Origin of the sequence: Lactiplantibacillus sp. 7.2.4 (genome assembly GCF_018991185.1) — a bacterium.
Lineage (GTDB): Bacteria > Bacillota > Bacilli > Lactobacillales > Lactobacillaceae > Lactiplantibacillus > Lactiplantibacillus pentosus.
The window spans coordinates 1-18,028 of the sequence record NZ_JAGYGS010000004.1 but is presented as its reverse complement, the minus strand read 5'-3'; the positions used below and the strand labels follow the sequence as shown (position 1 = coordinate 18,028).

General features: G+C 46.5%; 12 protein-coding genes. 10 read left to right on the top strand and 2 right to left on the bottom strand.

The genetic code is table 11. The features are described 5' to 3' along the window. Positions 1 to 8 precede the first annotated feature (8 nt). From KGF70_RS02075 to KGF70_RS02030, 10 genes are all read left to right on the top strand, one after another. Entirely contained in the window at positions 9 to 1,178 is a 1,170-nt protein-coding gene (locus KGF70_RS02075; protein ID WP_216767573.1) for a nucleotidyltransferase, read from the top strand. Positions 1,179 to 1,283: 105 nt separating this feature from the next. After that, positions 1,284 to 1,838 (top strand): DUF177 domain-containing protein, encoded by a 555-nt coding sequence (locus KGF70_RS02070; RefSeq protein WP_216767572.1) that lies wholly within the window; start codon positions 1,284 to 1,286, stop codon positions 1,836 to 1,838. A gap of 59 nt (positions 1,839 to 1,897) precedes the next feature. After that, positions 1,898 to 2,077, top strand: a complete 180-nt coding sequence (gene rpmF / locus KGF70_RS02065; protein WP_003638547.1) for a 50S ribosomal protein L32 — start codon at positions 1,898 to 1,900, stop codon at positions 2,075 to 2,077. A 654-nt stretch (positions 2,078 to 2,731) separates the two neighbouring features. Further along, a complete protein-coding gene (locus KGF70_RS02060; RefSeq protein WP_216767571.1) occupies positions 2,732 to 3,316 on the top strand; it encodes a PepSY domain-containing protein in 585 nt (194 codons plus the stop codon). Positions 3,317 to 3,713: 397 nt separating this feature from the next. After that, positions 3,714 to 5,150, top strand: coding sequence for an NADP-dependent phosphogluconate dehydrogenase (gene gndA, locus KGF70_RS02055; RefSeq protein ID WP_216767570.1), 1,437 nt, complete (start codon positions 3,714 to 3,716; stop codon positions 5,148 to 5,150). Positions 5,151 to 5,333: 183 nt separating this feature from the next. After that, on the top strand, positions 5,334 to 6,683 hold the full coding sequence (locus KGF70_RS02050) for a replication-associated recombination protein A (protein WP_216786390.1): 1,350 nt from the start codon (positions 5,334 to 5,336) through the stop codon (positions 6,681 to 6,683). 191 nt (positions 6,684 to 6,874) lie between these two features. Further along, complete coding sequence (locus tag KGF70_RS02045; RefSeq protein WP_003638551.1) at positions 6,875 to 7,561, top strand: response regulator transcription factor; 687 nt, start codon at positions 6,875 to 6,877, stop codon at positions 7,559 to 7,561. Beyond that, positions 7,561 to 9,204, top strand: coding sequence for a HAMP domain-containing histidine kinase (locus tag KGF70_RS02040; RefSeq protein WP_216767568.1), 1,644 nt, complete (start codon positions 7,561 to 7,563; stop codon positions 9,202 to 9,204). Before KGF70_RS02045 ends, KGF70_RS02040 begins: the two co-directional genes overlap by 1 nt. A 231-nt stretch (positions 9,205 to 9,435) precedes the next feature. Continuing rightward, positions 9,436 to 11,184, top strand: coding sequence for a hypothetical protein (locus KGF70_RS02035; protein ID WP_216767567.1), 1,749 nt, complete (start codon positions 9,436 to 9,438; stop codon positions 11,182 to 11,184). 604 nt (positions 11,185 to 11,788) lie between these two features. Further along, positions 11,789 to 12,757, top strand: a complete 969-nt coding sequence (locus KGF70_RS02030) for a UbiA family prenyltransferase (RefSeq protein ID WP_082230251.1) — start codon at positions 11,789 to 11,791, stop codon at positions 12,755 to 12,757. Positions 12,758 to 12,954: 197 nt separating this feature from the next. Here the strand turns inward: KGF70_RS02030 and KGF70_RS02025 are convergent, their stop codons facing one another. Both KGF70_RS02025 and KGF70_RS02020 read right to left on the bottom strand, forming a co-directional pair. Then, positions 12,955 to 16,137, bottom strand: a complete 3,183-nt coding sequence (locus KGF70_RS02025) for an AAA family ATPase (RefSeq protein ID WP_216767566.1) — start codon at positions 16,135 to 16,137, stop codon at positions 12,955 to 12,957. A gap of 2 nt (positions 16,138 to 16,139) precedes the next feature. After that, on the bottom strand, positions 16,140 to 17,321 hold the full coding sequence (locus KGF70_RS02020; RefSeq protein ID WP_216767565.1) for an exonuclease SbcCD subunit D: 1,182 nt from the start codon (positions 17,319 to 17,321) through the stop codon (positions 16,140 to 16,142). Positions 17,322 to 18,028 lie beyond the last annotated feature (707 nt).

Below are 18,028 nucleotides of genomic sequence, written 5' to 3'. Positions count from 1 at the left end.
CCTAGTCGATGCAAGCAGTCGGGTTAATAACTGAATATAATCCATTGCATAATGGTCATCGCTATCACTTGCAGCGTGCCAAACAGCTGACTGGTGCCGATTGTGTCGTAGTCGTCATGAGTGGCAATTGGTTACAGCGTGGTGAGCCTGCCATTCTGGATAAGTGGACCCGGTCCAAGCTAGCCTTGGAAAACGGGGCGGATTTGGTGGTTGAATTGCCAGTGTTTTACGCCACGCAACCGGCACACTTATTTGCTGAGGGTGGCATTCGGTTGTTGAGTGCGCTGGGCTGTACGAGTGTCGTTTTTGGCGCCGAACACCCGGATTTAGACTTTAAACGGTTGACGGCTGAGGTTGAAGGCCATCAAGATGCGTTTAGTCACTACAACGCCACCTATGCGACGCAGTTCAACGCTGCCTTAAAAGCGGCGACTGGGGTGACATTAACGGCGGCCAATGACATGCTGAGCTTTTGTTATTACACCGCCAATCAAGCCTTGGCACACCCGATGCAGTTGTATCCCATCCAACGCCAGCAGGCCGACCACGCTACGCCGACGATTACGGCTGGACAAGCGTACGCGAGTGGCACAGCGATTCGTCAGGCCGCTTTTGCGCAGGATTGGCCTGCGATTGCGCCAGTCGTGCCGAGCGATACACTGACGGCGTTAAAAAGCCAGCGGTTGCAGCGGTGGCAAGACTTTTGGCCGTTGCTGCATTATCAACTACTAACGGTCGATGTGGCTCATAGCGGGCAATACGACCAAATGGCAGAAGGACTCGAGTATCGCATGCAAGCGATGGCCCAACAAGCGACGGACTTTGATAACTTTATGCACCTTGTCAAGTCCAAACGGTACACGTATACGCGGCTCCAACGTGTGGCAACGGCAGCTTTATTGCAACTGACGCAACAGGAGGTGCAAGCCGCCCAAGCAGCACCGTATTTACGGTTGCTCGGGTTTACCCCTAAGGGTCAGGCTTACTTGCATCAGGTCAAAAACCAATTGCCGCTACCACTGTATACCAAAATTAATCAGGATTTACGACAACATGCGCTTAATCTTGATTACCGAGCGGGACGGGTCTATGAATTAATTAATGGACAGTCTCAAGATTTATATCGGCGACCTTGGCGAATGCCAGCAATTTCAGTTGACCAACCAGAACTTTCTTGATATGGTTAGGACTGATGACGGGCATTTTGACCTGTCAAGGAAAAAACATTGACAAAGGATTTTCACACAGGTATAATTTATCACGTTGCATTAGGAGGTTTTTAAATGAAATGGTCACTTTCACAGCTTAAAACGTACCGTGAAACGCCACTCCAGTTTGATGAAGCATTGGACTTAAAACACTCCTTGATGAGCCGTTATCCTGAAATTATCGATGTTAAATCCGTTCACGCAACAGGTTTGGCCAGTTATGACAAGGATAATGTGCTGATCACTGCGAAGATTGACGCGACGTTAACGTTGCCGTCAAGTCGGTCGCTAACGCCAGTGGATGTGCCATTGGCTTTTCAGATGACAGAATATTATGTTCCCCAGGGAACGGATCTCAGTCGCTTTGACGAGGAGATCGATACGGTAATTATTTTACCTGAAGATGATATTTTAGATTTTGATGTCGCTGTGGAGGATAATATTTTAATTCACATCCCCATGCAGATTCTTTCTGAAGCTGAGCAAGACGGGGCCCCAATGCCAACAGGTAAGGGCTGGGAAGTTCTCTCTGAGGACGACCAAGCGTTGCAGGCTGCAGAACTTAAAACTGTTGATCCGCGTTTAGCTAAGTTAAAAGACCTGTTCCCTGATCAGGAAGACAAGGATTAAGTTAGCTAAGCGTATCAAAAATCACATTATGTGAATTCATTTGAAGGAGGTGTAGGTTGATGGCTGTACCAGCAAGAAGAACATCTAAGATGCGTAAACGCAACCGTCGTGGTCATATTAAATTGGCTACACCAAATTTGGCACCATGCCCAAATTGTGGCGAATTACGTGTATCACACCGTGTTTGCCCAAGTTGTGGTTACTACAACGGCAAGCAAGTCGTAAAAGTAAACAACTAATTGTTAGTTGGTGAACAGTGACATTGCGGCCATGGCGCATGGCACTTTTCGTTACCATAATACGATCTTAAAAAACTCGCTTAGGCGGGTTTTTTTAGTGTCTTCAATAAAGTGAATTTTTGGGGGCTTCGTCCAAAACAGGGCTCTTGGTCAGAGGTTGCTGAAAAACCTGTCGAACGATCAAATTACGTTGTCGACATTCCTCAAAATACAAAGTCAGCACTTAAAGTGGAGATTAATTCCCATTTTGAGGGCTGACTTTGCTTTGGAGTGGTGAACTAAAAATCAGTCATTTAGTTTTTCAGCAGCCACCTTCGTCAATTGGAGTTGGTTGATAGAATCAGGAGTAACTGGGTGTGACCATCTTTGGCGTTGACTGGGAACTTGCTCTAAGCAGTCTTGCTTAGCATTTCGTTAAGCAAAGTTGACGGAAAATCAAGGGCGGCCTTGTCCAGCTAGGTTGAGGAAACCCAGCAGATGTTCCTTGGCTTGAATTGGTCCAGTTCCTTCAGCCTAATTGCGACGCCACATGGTCAACCGGGCCGTTTTGCATATTGATTGCGAGACCTCATCAGGCTTCCGTATACTAAGGGAAACAAATGGGCACAGTCCCATGACGATTGTTACTGACGCAGCGACAAGGAGGTTATGGCGATGATGAGCAAAAGAAGTGGCGTCGGGCTGGTACTGCTAAGTGTGATCTTGTTAGCGGGGTGTGGGACCCGGCAGTCGGAAAAAGACGAGGCGACCAGCCAGTCGCGTAGTAGTCAAAGTAGTTCGACCAAAAGTGTGACGGATACGACGAAGGTGCCCTTAAACGCGGCCATCAAGGCATTTCAACAACAATATCCGCATGCTAGTTTGACGAGTATTGAGCTAGAAGATCAACTCGGCCGCCCCGTTTATACGCTGGAAGGTGTCGGTGGCACTCAGGAGCACGAATTACAGCTGAACGGGCGGACGGGAAAGGTCATCAGCAAACACTCCGAACGGCTGGACCAGGACGACCAAGCTGAGGTTGAGAACGACCGACTCAATTTGAAAAAGGTCATCAGTCCTAGTAAAGCGGTTGCGATTGCTGTCCATGATCGTAATGGCGGTTATGCCAGTGAGCTCAAACTGGATAAGGACAACGGCACGACTTATTGGGAAGTCCAGGTGCATCAAGGAAAACAACAAGTTGAGATTAAGATTGACGCCCAGGAAGGAAGTATTTTGAAAACTGAACATGACGATTAGGGTCACTTGGTTGTCAGTAAACAGTGGCGAAGAATCAACCAGTCATGAGTCACGCAATTGAAAAGGTTCTTACTGAAAGTATCCGCGCAAAAGGCCTGTGAGTGACCCCAATGCGCTCTCAGAAGCTCGATAATAAATATGCCCAAATACACGGCGCGTTGCCCCAGAGAGGGTGATGGGCCGTTTTAAGCGAGATAACGCGGACTGTTCGATTTGATGCCACGAATTTCAATGGTAACTAGTCTTGAACTTAGAAAATAGCATGATTCATGAAAATTAATTTCTTCCTGTAATGACTTATATGAAATTAATTTTGAAATTTGCGGTCATTTACTTTATAAAGAACGCTTTTTCTGGTACGATAGTTGCGTATTAAAAATTGGGAGGCAATAAACTAATGAGTAATGAAAAACCACAAATTGGTGTCATTGGGATGGCCGTCATGGGTAAAAACCTGGCGTTGAACATCGAAAGCCGCGGCTACAAAGTTGCGATTTTTAACCGGACGGGTTCTAAGACTGAAAAGGTCGTTAAGGACCACGCTGATAAGCAACTCGTTCCAAGTTACAAGATCGAAGACTTTGTCGCTTCACTTGAAACACCACGTCGAATCATCATGATGGTCAAGGCTGGTAAGCCAACTGATGCTGTGATTGATGAATTATTACCATTACTAGATAAGGGCGATGTCTTAATTGATGGTGGGAACACCAACTTTAACGACACGATGGCTCGTAACGCTCGTTTGGACAAATCAGGAATCAACTTCATCGGTATGGGTGTTTCCGGTGGTGAATTAGGCGCCTTACAAGGCCCATCATTGATGCCTGGTGGCCAAAAGGAAGCTTATGACTTAGTTGCCCCAATCTTGGAAAAGATCTCTGCTAAGGCCCCTCAAGACGGCGCACCTTGCGTCACTTACATCGGCCCGAATGGTGCTGGTCACTACGTCAAGATGGTCCACAACGGTATCGAATACGGGGATGAAGAATTAATCGATGAATCTTACAACATTATGCGTCATGTTGCCGGGTTATCGGTTGATGAAATGTCCGATATCTTTACTGATTGGAACAAGGGCGAATTGAGCAGTTACTTGATCGAAATCACCGCTGATATCTTGTCACGTAAAGATGATTTAGGCGAAGACAAGACCAAGCCAATCGTTGACATGATCTTAGACCGTGGGAACAACAAGGGAACTGGTAAGTGGAGTTCCGAAGATGCGTTGAACATCCAAGTTCCACAATCAGTCATTACTGAAGCCGTTTATGCACGTTACATCTCAATGATGAAGAACGAACGGGTTGCTGCTTCTAAGAAGTTAGCTGGCCCAACTGCTGACGTTAAATTACCAGCCAAGGAAGAATTGGTTGAAAAGATTCGTCAAGCGCTCTACTTCAGTAAAATCATGAGTTATGCGCAAGGCTTCGAACAATTACGGTTCGCTTCTGAACACTATAACTGGGATCTGAAGTTCGGTGAACTTGCTCAAATCTGGCGTGCCGGCTGCATTATCCGGGCCCAATTCTTACAAAACATCACCGATGCATTTGATAAGAAGTCAGATTTAAACAACTTGTTGATGGACGACTACTTTGCTGAAATCGCAGCTAAGTATCAACAATCAACTCGTGAAGTATTGAGTCTTGCCATCCAAGCTGGTGTACCAGTACCTTCATTCAGTGCGGCATTGTCATACTATGACTCATACCGTGCAGAAGTTTTACCTGCTAACTTGTTACAAGCACAACGGGATTACTTCGGTGCCCACACCTACGAACGGACTGACCGTGAAGGCTTGTTCCATTACAGTTGGTACGAAGAACAATAAAGTTTAACTAATTGAAATGAACTGTGACCGACAATTTTGATTGTTGGTCGCAGTTTTTTATTTTGTCGTGAGATGAATTTTGGCAAAACGAGTGCAAGTTTGATTAAATGAGGGTTTTAGTGGCTAAGAACATACGTTTGCGTTAAAATAGAACTAAGTATTCTCGTGAAAGTAGGGATTGCCATGCGGCAAGAATCATTATTTAATCCCGACAAGGCCAGCGCGAGTCCATTGGCCTATCGGGTTCGGCCGGTGAACTTGGATGGCTTCAAAGGCCAAGACCATTTATTAGGCCCAGGTAAACTATTGCGGCAGCTGATTGCTGAAGACCAGTTACCGTCGCTGATTTTCTGGGGACCACCCGGGGTCGGTAAGACTACATTGGCTGAAATCATTGCCCAGCAGACACAGTCGCATTTTATTACGTTTAGCGCGGTCACTAGTGGCATCAAGGCGATTCGTGAAATTATGGATGAGGCCGAAGCCAACCGCGATTTTGGTGAAAAGACGATCGTATTCATTGATGAAATTCATCGGTTCAATAAAGCCCAACAAGACGCCTTTTTGCCGTATGTTGAACGGGGAAGTATCACCCTAATTGGGGCGACAACTGAAAATCCATCGTTTGAAATCAACGCGGCGTTACTCTCACGGTGTAAAGTGTTAGTCTTAAAAGCATTGACGACGGACGCATTGGTCGCCGTTTTGCAAGGCGCGCTAGACAATCCCAATGGGTTCCCAGACTTAACCATCCATCTGCAACCTGATACGCTCCAATTAATTGCGGAATTTGCGAATGGGGATGCCCGGATGGCGCTAAATACACTAGAGATGGCGGTGCTAAACGGCGACCGTCATGGACAAGACGTGACGATCACTACGGCTGGATTATCGCAGCTGATCAATACCAAGTCATTGCGCTACGACAAGCATGGTGAGGAACACTATAATATCATTTCTGCCTTGCATAAATCGATGCGGAATAGTGACGTGGGTGCTGCCATTTACTGGTTGATGCGGATGCTCGCTGGTGGTGAGGATCCGCTATACATTGCGCGCAGGCTGATTCGATTTGCCAGTGAAGATATTGGCCTGGCAGACCGCCAAGCCTTGCCGCTGACGGTCGCGGTCTTTCAAGCCTGCCAGATGATTGGGATGCCAGAGTGTGACGTCAGCTTGACCGAAGCAGTCACTTATTTGGCGCTCGCGCCGAAATCCAATGCGCTGTATGCAGCGAAATCAGCCGCACAAGCTGACATCAAGGCGACGGGGAATTTGCCAGTGCCATTACAGATTCGTAATGCACCCACAAAATTAATGAAAGATTTAGGTTATGGTTCCGATTATCAATATGCACATGACACAGCCGATAAATTAACGACCATGACCACGATGCCAGCCGAGTTGAGTACGCATCATTATTACGAGCCAACCAGCCAAGGACAAGAGAAAGCCTGGCAACAACGGCTGGCTGCAATTCGTCAGTGGCACCAGCAACACCAGCCGAATGACCAGCCAGATAACGAGACTTAAAAATTGCAATTTAATGAGAATTCGCTAAAATTAGATTTGAGTGAGGACTAGAGACTGGTTGGGGTGTAGGAAATTCAGCGTTTTCATGTTAAAATAACATGTTGTACTAGCTTAACGCAGGTTAGTGGTGATGAATCACTGATTCGTACGGTTTTTAGATAAAGTTGAATATTAGGAGTGGCTAAAAGTAAATGAGTCGAATATTAATTATTGAGGATGAAAAAAACCTCGCACGCTTCGTTGAATTAGAATTAAAACACGAAGGCTATGATATTCAAGTTGAATATAACGGCCGTAAGGGGTTAGACGCAGCGTTAGCTGAAGATTTTGATGCCATCCTATTAGACCTAATGTTACCAGAACTTAATGGACTTGAAGTTTGTCGGCGGGTGCGTGAAGTCAAGAATACACCAATCATTATGATGACGGCTCGCGATTCTGTAATCGACCGGGTCTCTGGACTTGATCACGGTGCTGACGACTACATCGTTAAACCTTTTGCCATCGAAGAATTATTGGCACGGCTACGGGCCTTACTTCGGCGGATTGATTTGGAAAGCGAACAACAAAGTACCAAGCAAACGACGGTCACTTACAAGGACTTGACGATTGAAAAGGAAAATCTAGTCGTTAAGCGTGGTGACGAGGTCATCAATTTAACCAAACGTGAATATGAACTGTTACTGACTTTAATGGAAAATATTAACGTGGTCTTAGCACGAGATGTCTTGTTGAACAAGGTCTGGGGCTATGAATCTGAAGTTGAAACCAACGTCGTGGATGTTTATATTCGTTATCTACGTAACAAGATTGACCGACCAGGTGAAAAGAGTTACATCCAAACTGTTCGTGGGACTGGATACGTGATTCGTTCTTAATGGCTGAGACTGATTCCAAACAAGTGACGCCTAAACCACGGCGCCGTTGGTCATTAAAATGGAAATGGGCGCTCGGGACCGCAATTGGGTCTGCGCTCATTTTTATTTGTTTTTCTTTATTGGTCTATAAGAGTTTCACGAACCTCTTATTGCGCCAAGAGCAACGGAACGTGGCTAGTGCCGTCACGACAGTCCAGCAATCATTACGAACCGAAAGCTCCGGATTGACGATTAAATCCGTCGCGGCCAAATTGCAGCCGGAAGCCAGTGTTGAGCCAGCCAATAGTATGAGTGAACGTAAACACGGCGTCCTTCAAAGCAAGATTTTTACCGATTCTGACCTGACTGCCTTATCGCGGACGAATTTAGCCGTAACCGTTTATGACCCAAATGGCAACACGCTCTATTTGTCACGCAAGGATGCTCATGAATTTTCGAAAAACAAGTCACGCCAAGTTCGACTAGTCGGGCACGGGAGCAACGCTGAATTAGTCGGTCGGGCACCAATTTATGCCGCCAGCAATCATAAGTTGATTGGTTACACCCAGGTGACGGATAACTTATCCGAATACCATGCGACAACGCAAAACTTGATTTGGATCTTCATCGTGATGACGATGATTACGATTTTTGGCGCAACCTTGTTAGGGTACTTCTTGGCGGCCTTCCTGTTGCGACCGATGCGTAAAATCAAGCAGACCATTAATGCCGTCAATGACGACCCCCAGACTGATTCACGGGTGCCAGACCTCAAGCGCAACGATGAGTTATCTGATTTGGCGGTCGTCTTTAATGACATGCTGGACCAAATGCAACGCTACATTACGCAGCAACAGCAGTTCGTCGAGGACGTTTCCCATGAGCTGCGGACACCAGTTGCCATTATTCAGGGACACATGGAACTGCTGAATCGCTGGGGTAAGGATGATCCACAAGTCTTATCCGAATCATTAGCGGCCAGTTTATCCGAGACCAAACGGATGCAGAGTTTGGTTCAAGAAATGTTAGACTTGTCACGTGCTGAACAGTTGGAAATCAACTTCAGTCATGAGACTTCAGACGTCCAAAAATTGGTCACACAAGCGTTTAACGACTTCAAGATGATTCATCCAGACTTTAGTTTTACGTTTGATGATGATGTCAAAAAGCCGGTTTACGCGCAGATTTATCGGAATCATCTCGAACAAGTCTTGATTATTTTGCTCGACAACGCCGTCAAGTATTCGACGCGTCGTAAGGAAATTCACTTGTCGTTATCGACCGACTACCGGTACGTGGAAGTCGCCGTTCAAGATTTCGGTGAAGGGATTTCTAAGGATAATTTGGACCGCGTCTTCAACCGCTTCTATCGGGTCGATAAGGCGCGTAGTCGCGATAAGGGCGGTAATGGCCTGGGCTTGTCCATCGCCCAACGCTTAATCGAAGGCTACCATGGCCATATCAGTGTGGAGTCGGTGGTTGGCCAAGGGTCGATTTTCCGGTTCCAATTACCGATTTTGCGCGATGCCAAATTGTTGGAAAAAGCTGAAGCTGAGACCAATGATGTGGAGAAAATTGCAAAGTCGGAACTTCCAGCCGGGATCAAACCCGCAACTCGTGATGAAGACGAACCACCGTTGGATGATCACGAACACGAAAAGTAATTGCAAATTTAATCAGCTCTGATCACACACTTGTGAGCGGCAATCCGCCGACTCACAGGTGTGTTTTTTTGCACGATTGAGTGCGACTAACATGATAATGAAGCGTAGCAGGGACTAGATATAACAAGTGACCTAATTAATTTATAAAAAAATTAATAAATAGATTTATCTTGTGCTAAAATAACATTAGCATAATTATTCATGCAGTAAACAAAAAAGGGAGTGGTCAAGATGCATTGGGCAATCAAAGCAGGAATTGGGGTATTGGTTAGTGCCGGCAGTTTTACGGCCATCGTGAGTCAACCGACCCACGCCTCGGCGGCAACCTACCGTCGAACAGCAGCGACTAAGGTGGCTAGTAAACCGTATTATACAACGAGTAATACGGGCAAAACTTATACGTTTAGCGGGTCGCTGAAGAAGACGAAGATGCACGCTAATCATGCGCTAAAGTCTTATCATAATTCGACATGGACGCGCACTAAACAGGCGTATGTTTATAAGGGCAACCGTAAAGTTCGTTATTATTATGTCAAAAGCGCTAAGAATGGCGCGACGGGCTGGGTTGCCAGCAGTTACCTGAAAGCTGGAAAAGATTATCAGGCCAAGACTGCTAAAAAAACGACTGCGAGCGCATACGATAAAGTCGCTAGTCATACGGGTAAAATTTATCAAATCAGTGGAACTAATAATTATGTGAAACTTAAGGCGAAGACGTCACTGAATGCTAATCTGGTGTACACGCGGACGAAAACACGGGTGATTTACAAGCGCGGCCGGGCGTATACGTATAATTACGTGACTGCGGGTTCGACGCATGGCTGGGCCGTAAGTGGCGATATTGTCAGTGAAAGTAGCATTGGTAAGACTAAGGTGACATCCAAGGCCAATGGGCTGACCAGTTACGCCACGAGTGGCAACGTCCTCTCGCCGTATCGGTCCCAAGATTTTTCAACCGTCAACAGCAGCGGATACACGATGGGTAAAATCACTTACACCTATGATTCAGATTACAGTACGACGAATTCTTTTCAGACGGCTGTACATACGTTACCTTTGACCAAGTCGACAAACGATGCTTATAGCAAGTATCATTTTCAGACGGCAGTCTACCTGCCAATCGATTATCCGGGCTTTAGTCGTAAATCGATCCTCGGTAATCCACAAAGTGCCGCGTTTTCTAAGGACGATCACTACTTATATGTGATGTACAACGATAACCAGCAGGCGAGTGATGAAAATCAGACTGGTTGGGTGATTCGGTATGATTGGACCAAATTAAACCAGCTATTGAATGCTAGTGGGAGTAGTTTATCAATGATTCGGCGCGCAACGAATCGTTACTATCGAGGCACAACGACTGCCTTGGACCGGCAAGTCCTCGCTTGTATGAAAGTCGGTCCGCAGTTCAAAGCTGGCCACGTGCAGTCATTGGCGTTGAATCCGAAAACGAATCAATTGTGGTTTATCAAGGCCTATAAGAATAGTACGACCGCGACCGTTCAACGATTGAGTATGTCTACTTTGAAGCCGAATGCGAGTGTCAATTTTACCTTGAAGTCAACGGTTCACATGGGCAGCGTTCTCAGCTTTGATAACAGCGGGAATGCCTATTTCTGGACCCAGACCAAGTCCGCTTGGCCGACCGCACCGGTGAATTCAGTCAAGTTTTACAAGGGGACGCTTGGGGTCAACCGCGTCCACTTTAGCTTAGTCAAACAAGGTTTGAGTCAGGCCCCCGGGCAGGTCTTGCAATCAATGAGCTACAATTCGAATAACGGTCGCTTATACTTAGTTTCTGACGAGAGTATCTTTTCGGTACCAGCTAACAAACTGGGTAAGTTGAGCACCGCAGATGTCAGTCGCAGCAGCTTCTCTGGCAAACGCGAATTTGAAGGGCTCGTTTGGCAACATACCAGTAACACTGGTTATTTGTTAACCAACAAGGGACCGGAATTGATGAAGGTCGTTGCTAACTAGAATATAAAATAAATCACGTGAAGGTCACAATTTTAAATCGTGTTAATCAAACTTTGAAGAACGACACCGCTAATGAATGCAAGTATCACGCTTGTCTGCATTGGCAGTGTCGTTTTGTTGTGGGGGCGCTTATTTTCGCGTAGCACGTCGTAATTGGAACGTTTGATGTAACACGCGTCCCGAATAACTAGTGCACATGTTGATTTTCGCTATGGCCAACTCATAACGGCAGTAACAACAAGCACAATGCCCGTCGATGGTTATGGCTAGCACGTGTAATCGTGCTGATTTGTGACATTTTACACTTGAAACGGTTTTCACAAGTCTACTTCTTTGATATAGTGGAAGAGGAGGCATTGTGAGTCAGGTTACGATAAAAGCTGATTGTGCGTCGTTCGGTATTTAGCGGATGTGAATCCGACTTATGATTCGGTCGCAATCAAATACGGACCTCATTGGGGACAATGGGTTGGTGAGTGCAGGCGAGTGGTTCTCAGCAGACGGTTTGATCTTTTGAATCGGAGTTGTCACAATTGTTTTTATCGACTTTAACCATCCACAGTGCAACGCGCAAGCGTCTTTAATTTTATCAGGGGGGTCGAGATTGTTGACCAATGAAACGGCTTATCGGCCGATGACTTTCAAAATCTTTTTGGAGTTTATCCGGCTGAATGCCAAAGCGGCAAGCGTGGTGCCGTATTTTATCGGGGTGCTATTTTCAATTTATTATTTTCACGCGTTCAATTGGATTAATTCGTTAATTTATCTAATTGCACAAGTTGCGATTGCGTTGTTTGTAACGGGATTCAACAACGTGCAAGATTATTATCTAGCTAAGGATTTGCATTATCGCGATACTTATAACATCGTGGGGCGTGAACATTTGTCACCGCGCCGTTCTTTGCGGTTAATGCTGGTGATGCTAGCGACAGCTATTATTTTGGGCCTAGTGCTGGTCTTCTTGACAAACTGGTTATTGTTATTCATGGGTGCCGCGGCGATTGGCGTCGCGATCTTTTACACTTACGGACCAGTCCCATTTTCCCGCTTTCCACTCGGTGAATTGTTGTCAGGCTGCGTTGAAGGCTTTGGCGTCTTCTTCTTGAGCGTCTATATGAACGTTGCGACACCCGTTTTAGCAGGGTTGACCTTTGACTGGCCACAGTTTGCGATTGTCGGTAACCTGCAAAATATCCTCGTCATGATTTTAGTGGGCTTACCTGGCATTTTCTTAGTTGCCAATATCATGCTCGCGGATAACATTTCCGATTTAAAGCAAGATATTCGCAACGAACGTTACACGGTCCCGTATTATATCGGGCATCGCTGGTCACTGAAGGTCTATGATACTTTGGCATTACTGGGCTACATCCCGGTACTGATTAGCGTCGCCTTACAAATTTTACCCATCACGCAATTATTAGTGTTGCTTGTGTTGCCTAAAATTTTGAAGAATATTCGGGCCTTCAATGCAGTTCAAGTCAAGGAGACCACGTTCAACACGGCGCCACAAAATTTGATGCTGTTTCAAGGTATGCAACTACTAGGCTTGATTTTAGGCATCTTATTTTAGCGTTTTAGATGAGTCACTGATGCATCTTCAGACGTTCTACCATTCTTAATTGATAGAACTATCAAAAGCACCACTAACTTCAATTGCTCAAAACAATCGTCAAAAAGGACCTGTATCCGGTCACCACTTCAATAGGTGACTGGATACAGGTCCTTTGTTTATGGAGAGAATTGTGACCCAATAATAATTGCTCGACACTATTTACTGATCAGACGAACCGTACTGCGACCGTCCCCGAGCTTTTTGATCAGCACTTGTTGACCAATCGTGCGTTTCATCGATTCAATGTGGCTGATAACGCCGACCATCCGATTTTCGCCAATGGTTTCGAGCGCTTGCATGGCCTTTTCAAGGGTTTCATCATCTAACGAGCCGAAGCCTTCGTCGACAAAGAGAGCGTCGATTTGGACTCCGTTGGCTGAGGACTGAACGACTTCACTTAGCGACAATGCGATTGACAGCGCCGCAATGAAGGTTTCACCGCCGGATAAGGTTTTAGAGGAGCGCGAGTTTCCCGTTTTGTTATCGTAGACGTTAATGTCTAAACCATGATCGGTACGTTTGTCACTGGCTTCATCCGCTAACTCGAACGTATAGCGGTTGTTCGACAGCAAGTTAATGAAGTGCTCATTGGCATAGTTGAGCACTCGCTGGAGGTAATGCTGAACGACATAGGTCTCCAGCTTGAGCTTGGATTCATTGCCGTCTTTACCGGTGATGATGTTATATAAGCCGGTAATTTCGGCGAACCGCTTGGCAAAGCTACCTTGTTGCTGCATGATTTTCTGGACACGTTGCAAACAGGAATCGCCATCTGTGAACGCTTGTTTAGCGACCGTTTGTTGTTGAATGGCTTGGTCACGCAGTTGCCGCTGTGCTTCCAGCTGGGCTTGAAGTGCCGGTAAATCGGGCTGTTCAACGTTAGCGAGTGCGGCTTGTAATTCTTTAATCTCGCGGGTCAAACGTGATTTAGTTTCGTCATATTTAGCAACCGTGACCTGCAATTTGCTGAGTTGTCCAGCTGACAATTCCGTTAACCAAGCGTTTAAAACGGCGGTGTCATGGGTGGGCGCGTCATCGGTGTTTAGCGCAGTCGTTAACGTCTGATTGAGTTCGACCGTTGCTTGTTGATTTGCGTCTAAGCGTTCTGCCAAATCAGTTTGTTGCATCCGATCTTTTGATAATGCGACTTCACTGGCTTGAACCGCGTCCTTGGCCGTATCAACTTCTTTTTGATAATCCGCAACAGCTTTTTCAAGTTGTTGCTTTTCATGACGTAGCGTTTGGCTGGTCTCATCAGCCTTAAGTTGCGTTTCTGTTCGGGCGTGCTGCAGGTCAGTCGTTTTGGCGTCAATCTGCGTCTGCTTTTGCGTGACCGCAAGTTTGGTGGCCGTGACTTGGTCTTGAAGCGCTTGCCGGTTTGTCTTAAGTTTATCAATCGCGATACTAAGTTCTTGAGCGGCCGTCAATTTTTGACTGATTTCGCTTAGCTGTGTGTCAAAATTGGCTGTAATTGTCTTTAAATTGTAGGTAGTAATTGATTCTAGTCCAGCACTTACCACCAATCGTTGATAGCTGGTTTTGATCTCATTGGCAGCCACTTCAACTTGAGCCGCGGCTTCTTCAGCGCTTTTTTGCGCAGCTTCAACTTGTTGTTGTGCCGACTTGACCGCTTGCTGGGTACTGGCAACGGCGTTTTGGGCATCATCCACGGCAGTCATCGATTGTCGCAATTCAGTTTCGCTCGCGCTGATGGTTGCGACCATGTGCGAGTGGTCGGTTGAACCACAGACGGCACAGGGCTCACCGTCGACCAGTTCTTGTTGCAACTGGGCAATCATGAGTTCTTGGCGACGGCCCCGTTGTTGGGCAAACGAACGTTGAGCTGCTTCGAATTTTTGTTGTGCGTCGGTGAGTGCAGTTTTGTGCTTCGTCAGCAGATCATTTGCGTCGGCGGCCGTTTTTTTGGCTTGATGCCACTGATGGTCAAGCGGCGTTAGCGTTTCAATAAACGCGGACCGTTGCTGGCTTAAATGATCCTTGGTTGCCCGCAATTGTTCGACTTCTGGCAGCTCGGTTTGCTTTGCTTTAATTTGCTCATCTAAATCAGTAAGCTGCTGTTGTTGTTGCTGCTTTGTTTGCTGGAGCTTAGCAAATTCCGGGGTCAACGTTGCTAGTTGGGTCGTCAAGCTTTCAATCCGGTTTGCTTGTGGAATCAACGTCGTCAGTTGGGTGATGCGTTGTTGCTGTTTCTGGTTGTCTTCACCTTGTGCCGCCAACTGTTTAAGGGCGGCCTGAGCAGCTTTAGCCTTAGCCTCAGTCCGTTTGACGTTAGTCGCGATCCGGACTTGGGTTTCTGACAACTGTTTGTGTTCTTGCTGGCGCCGAAGTAGGTCTTGAGCAGTCGACTGCAAGCCCTCGGCCCAAGTCAGGGCTTGGATGTGCTGCCGCATCGCCGTCATTTCGGTTGCTGGTTGTTGGACCTGAGTCTGGTACTCTGTTTGGGCATCCGCTAACCGTTTGAATTGCTGCTGACGGTCACGGCCGGCCTGGTTGACAGCTTCTGCCTGCTTAACGGTCTTATCAAGTGCTTCAGTGGCCTGTTGCGCTTGTTCAAGGCGCGTTTGACGAGTGGCAACGAACTGGGTCAACAGGGACACTTTTTGATCATCCGGCGTGGCCTTGAGTTGCGCTTGTTCATCGTCAGTCCAAGTGGTCGATGATAGAGCGACCCGTAAATCCGTGATAAACTGTTCGCCAGTTTTGCGAGCGGCGAGGTATTCGGTTTTAAGGGCCGCACTAAAGTCACTGTAAAGCTGGGTTCCAAAAATCTTCTTCAGAATTTTTTCCTTATCGTCGGTCTTAGATTTCAAGAATTCTGAAAAATCGTTTTGTGGTAATAGAATGATTTTTTTGAATTGGTCGGCAGTCAAGTTTAGAATTTGACCGATTTCCGGACCAACGTCGGCTGGTTTCGTCGCAATTGAATTGATTTCTACGCCACCAACGCGGTCAACTACTGCCAGTTTGGCAGTCGCAGCCCGCTGGGTCATTCCGGAGCCACGTTTTTTAGCTAGTGACTGCTCCGGCGTCCGGCTGATTTTGTAAAGCTGATTGCCTTGTTCAAAGTAGAAGATGACCTTAGTCGGCTGGTCAGCCGGGGCAAACTGACTGCGCATGTCTTTAGCGGCGCGGCCATCGGTGCCATCGTTAGTTGTCGTCCCGAACAGCGCGAAGGTCATGGCGTCAAAAATCGTTGATTTACCAGCGCCAGTATCGCCGCTGATCAAAAAGATCGGAGTGCTTTCAAGTTTACTAAAATCGATAATGGAGTGTTCGTGGGGGCCAAAATAGGTCATGTCTAAGTAGACGGGTTTCACGGCTAATCCTCTTTTCTTAAATTGACAAAAATTTGATCGACAAGCTGCTGTTGCGTTTTTGAAAGCGGCTGACCAGTAATATCATTGAAAAACTGGCCGACAATCGCATCCGGCGATAACGTGTCGAGCGCTTGCGCATGGCTCGTCATTGTGGCTTGATGGTGCGTTTCGTAATCAAGTTCGACGATCGTCCCATAAATTTGTTCTAGCTGAGCCCGGACGTTGAGATGTTTGCTACGATCGAAGTCCTGGACCGTAATCGCGAACCACGCCTGTTTTAAAGGCTGCTGTTGATAGAATTCCGGGTCGAGTAGGGTGTCCCACGGTGCTTTTAGACTCACCAAATCCGTTTTAGGCTGAATGGGCTTAAACTCGTGGGTGATATCGTCTGGGGTGATACTGACAATTTCGACACCTTTTCCATGAAATTTAGGATTAGCTTCCTTGACGTTAAACTTCACGGGGCTCCCTGAGTAACGAATGCGGTCGGGATCTGGCGAGGCCAGCCGAGTGTGAATGTGCCCGAGCATGACATAGTCAAAATCACTGAATAAATCGGTCGTTAAAGTTGCCAAACCACCGACCTTGGACGTCGTTTCACTTGTCAGTTCCAAGTCGTCGTCGGCTTTGGGTGTGACCGTGAAATGTGTGATCAGCAGGTGGCGTTTCGTTGGGTCAAATTGGGCAGTCAAGTCTGCGAGTACCAACTGCATGGCGTCATTGATCGTATGAATCGCTTTGACTTGTTTTTCGGGTAAGCCTTGTTGTTGATAGTAGACCCGCGCATCGATGGGGTCGAAAAATGGCAACATGAAAATCTGGGCCTCAGGGGTTTCAATCGGTGTAAAGGCCTCAGCGAGTAACGTGTTGAGGTGGAAGTTGGTGTACGCCAGCCATTCACGACCGTAATTGAGACGTTTAGCGCCGTCGTGATTCCCAGCAATCGCGTAAATCGGTAGGTGATGTTCGATATTGATCGCTTGCAACATGTGGTCAAGCGACGTGACCGCATCGGTGCTCGGAACCGCCCGGTCATAAATATCGCCGGCGATGACGATTCCGTCCACCTTTTCAGCGAGTGCAATCGCCAAGATTTGTTTGAATGCGGCCTCCTGTTCGTCCAGCAACGAGTAGCCGTTAAGTGTGCGACCGATATGCCAATCAGCCGTATGTAGTAACTTCATGTGAGGTCCTCCCTTAAATGATTGAATCATTGAGTTCTATTATCGCATATTTTGGTAAAAATACGTGGGTCGGGGACGCGGTAGAACGGTCAAAACTGATTAACGTAAAAGCGGCCGCATCATATGTGGTAGCTCAGTTGTCATCAATTATGATCAAAACGTGTCCATTAGTTGGCCTACTGTTCATTCGCTAGTGCGTGCTATACTCTAGGTCCTCTAGTCAGAAACTCACATGAATGGCAGATGAACGAGTACATTTTAAAAGTAAAATGGCTCATTGGATATTAAGAGACTGAATCCTGAAGCAAGCTTTTAATTATCGAGTATGATAAAAATTCTGACGTTTAAATACAGAGAAATGGTCTTGGAAGTTTCATAGATGGTCACCCTTGAACTTGAACGATAAAATTGCCACTTTGCTAATTCCAGGCTTTGCTATCTTGATATACTCAAGAAAATTCTGACAAGCTCAGTGACGCTGATGGTCCGCAAAATTAAAACACGAGTAAGGCAGCTTGGAGATTAGTGAAAATAAGTCTGCCAGTTGGATGCCAACATGACTGATAGTAAGGACCAACGACTAGCTCATCAAAAGTAGGGCTACGAATACACGGGATGTTCCGTCAAATAGGGTCGTTGCAAGAACGCCAGCCAAAAGAATTTATAGGCCGGTTTGATCATGGACCATACTAAAAAGTTATGACAAT

Excerpts from the sequence above, each read along its gene's own strand:
- gndA (WP_216767570.1), top strand. The coding sequence starts at position 3,714 with ATGAGTAATGAAAAACCACAAATTGGTGTCATTGGGATGGCCGTCATG.
- KGF70_RS02035 (WP_216767567.1), top strand. The coding sequence starts at position 9,436 with ATGCATTGGGCAATCAAAGCAGGAATTGGGGTATTGGTTAGTGCCGGC.
- rpmF (WP_003638547.1), top strand. The coding sequence starts at position 1,898 with ATGGCTGTACCAGCAAGAAGAACATCTAAGATGCGTAAACGCAACCGT.
- KGF70_RS02070 (WP_216767572.1), top strand. The coding sequence starts at position 1,284 with ATGAAATGGTCACTTTCACAGCTTAAAACGTACCGTGAAACGCCACTC.
- KGF70_RS02020 (WP_216767565.1), bottom strand. The coding sequence starts at position 17,321 with ATGAAGTTACTACATACGGCTGATTGGCATATCGGTCGCACACTTAAC.
- KGF70_RS02040 (WP_216767568.1), top strand. The coding sequence starts at position 7,561 with ATGGCTGAGACTGATTCCAAACAAGTGACGCCTAAACCACGGCGCCGT.
- KGF70_RS02075 (WP_216767573.1), top strand. The coding sequence starts at position 9 with ATGCAAGCAGTCGGGTTAATAACTGAATATAATCCATTGCATAATGGT.
- KGF70_RS02045 (WP_003638551.1), top strand. The coding sequence starts at position 6,875 with ATGAGTCGAATATTAATTATTGAGGATGAAAAAAACCTCGCACGCTTC.
- KGF70_RS02060 (WP_216767571.1), top strand. The coding sequence starts at position 2,732 with ATGATGAGCAAAAGAAGTGGCGTCGGGCTGGTACTGCTAAGTGTGATC.
- KGF70_RS02050 (WP_216786390.1), top strand. The coding sequence starts at position 5,334 with ATGCGGCAAGAATCATTATTTAATCCCGACAAGGCCAGCGCGAGTCCA.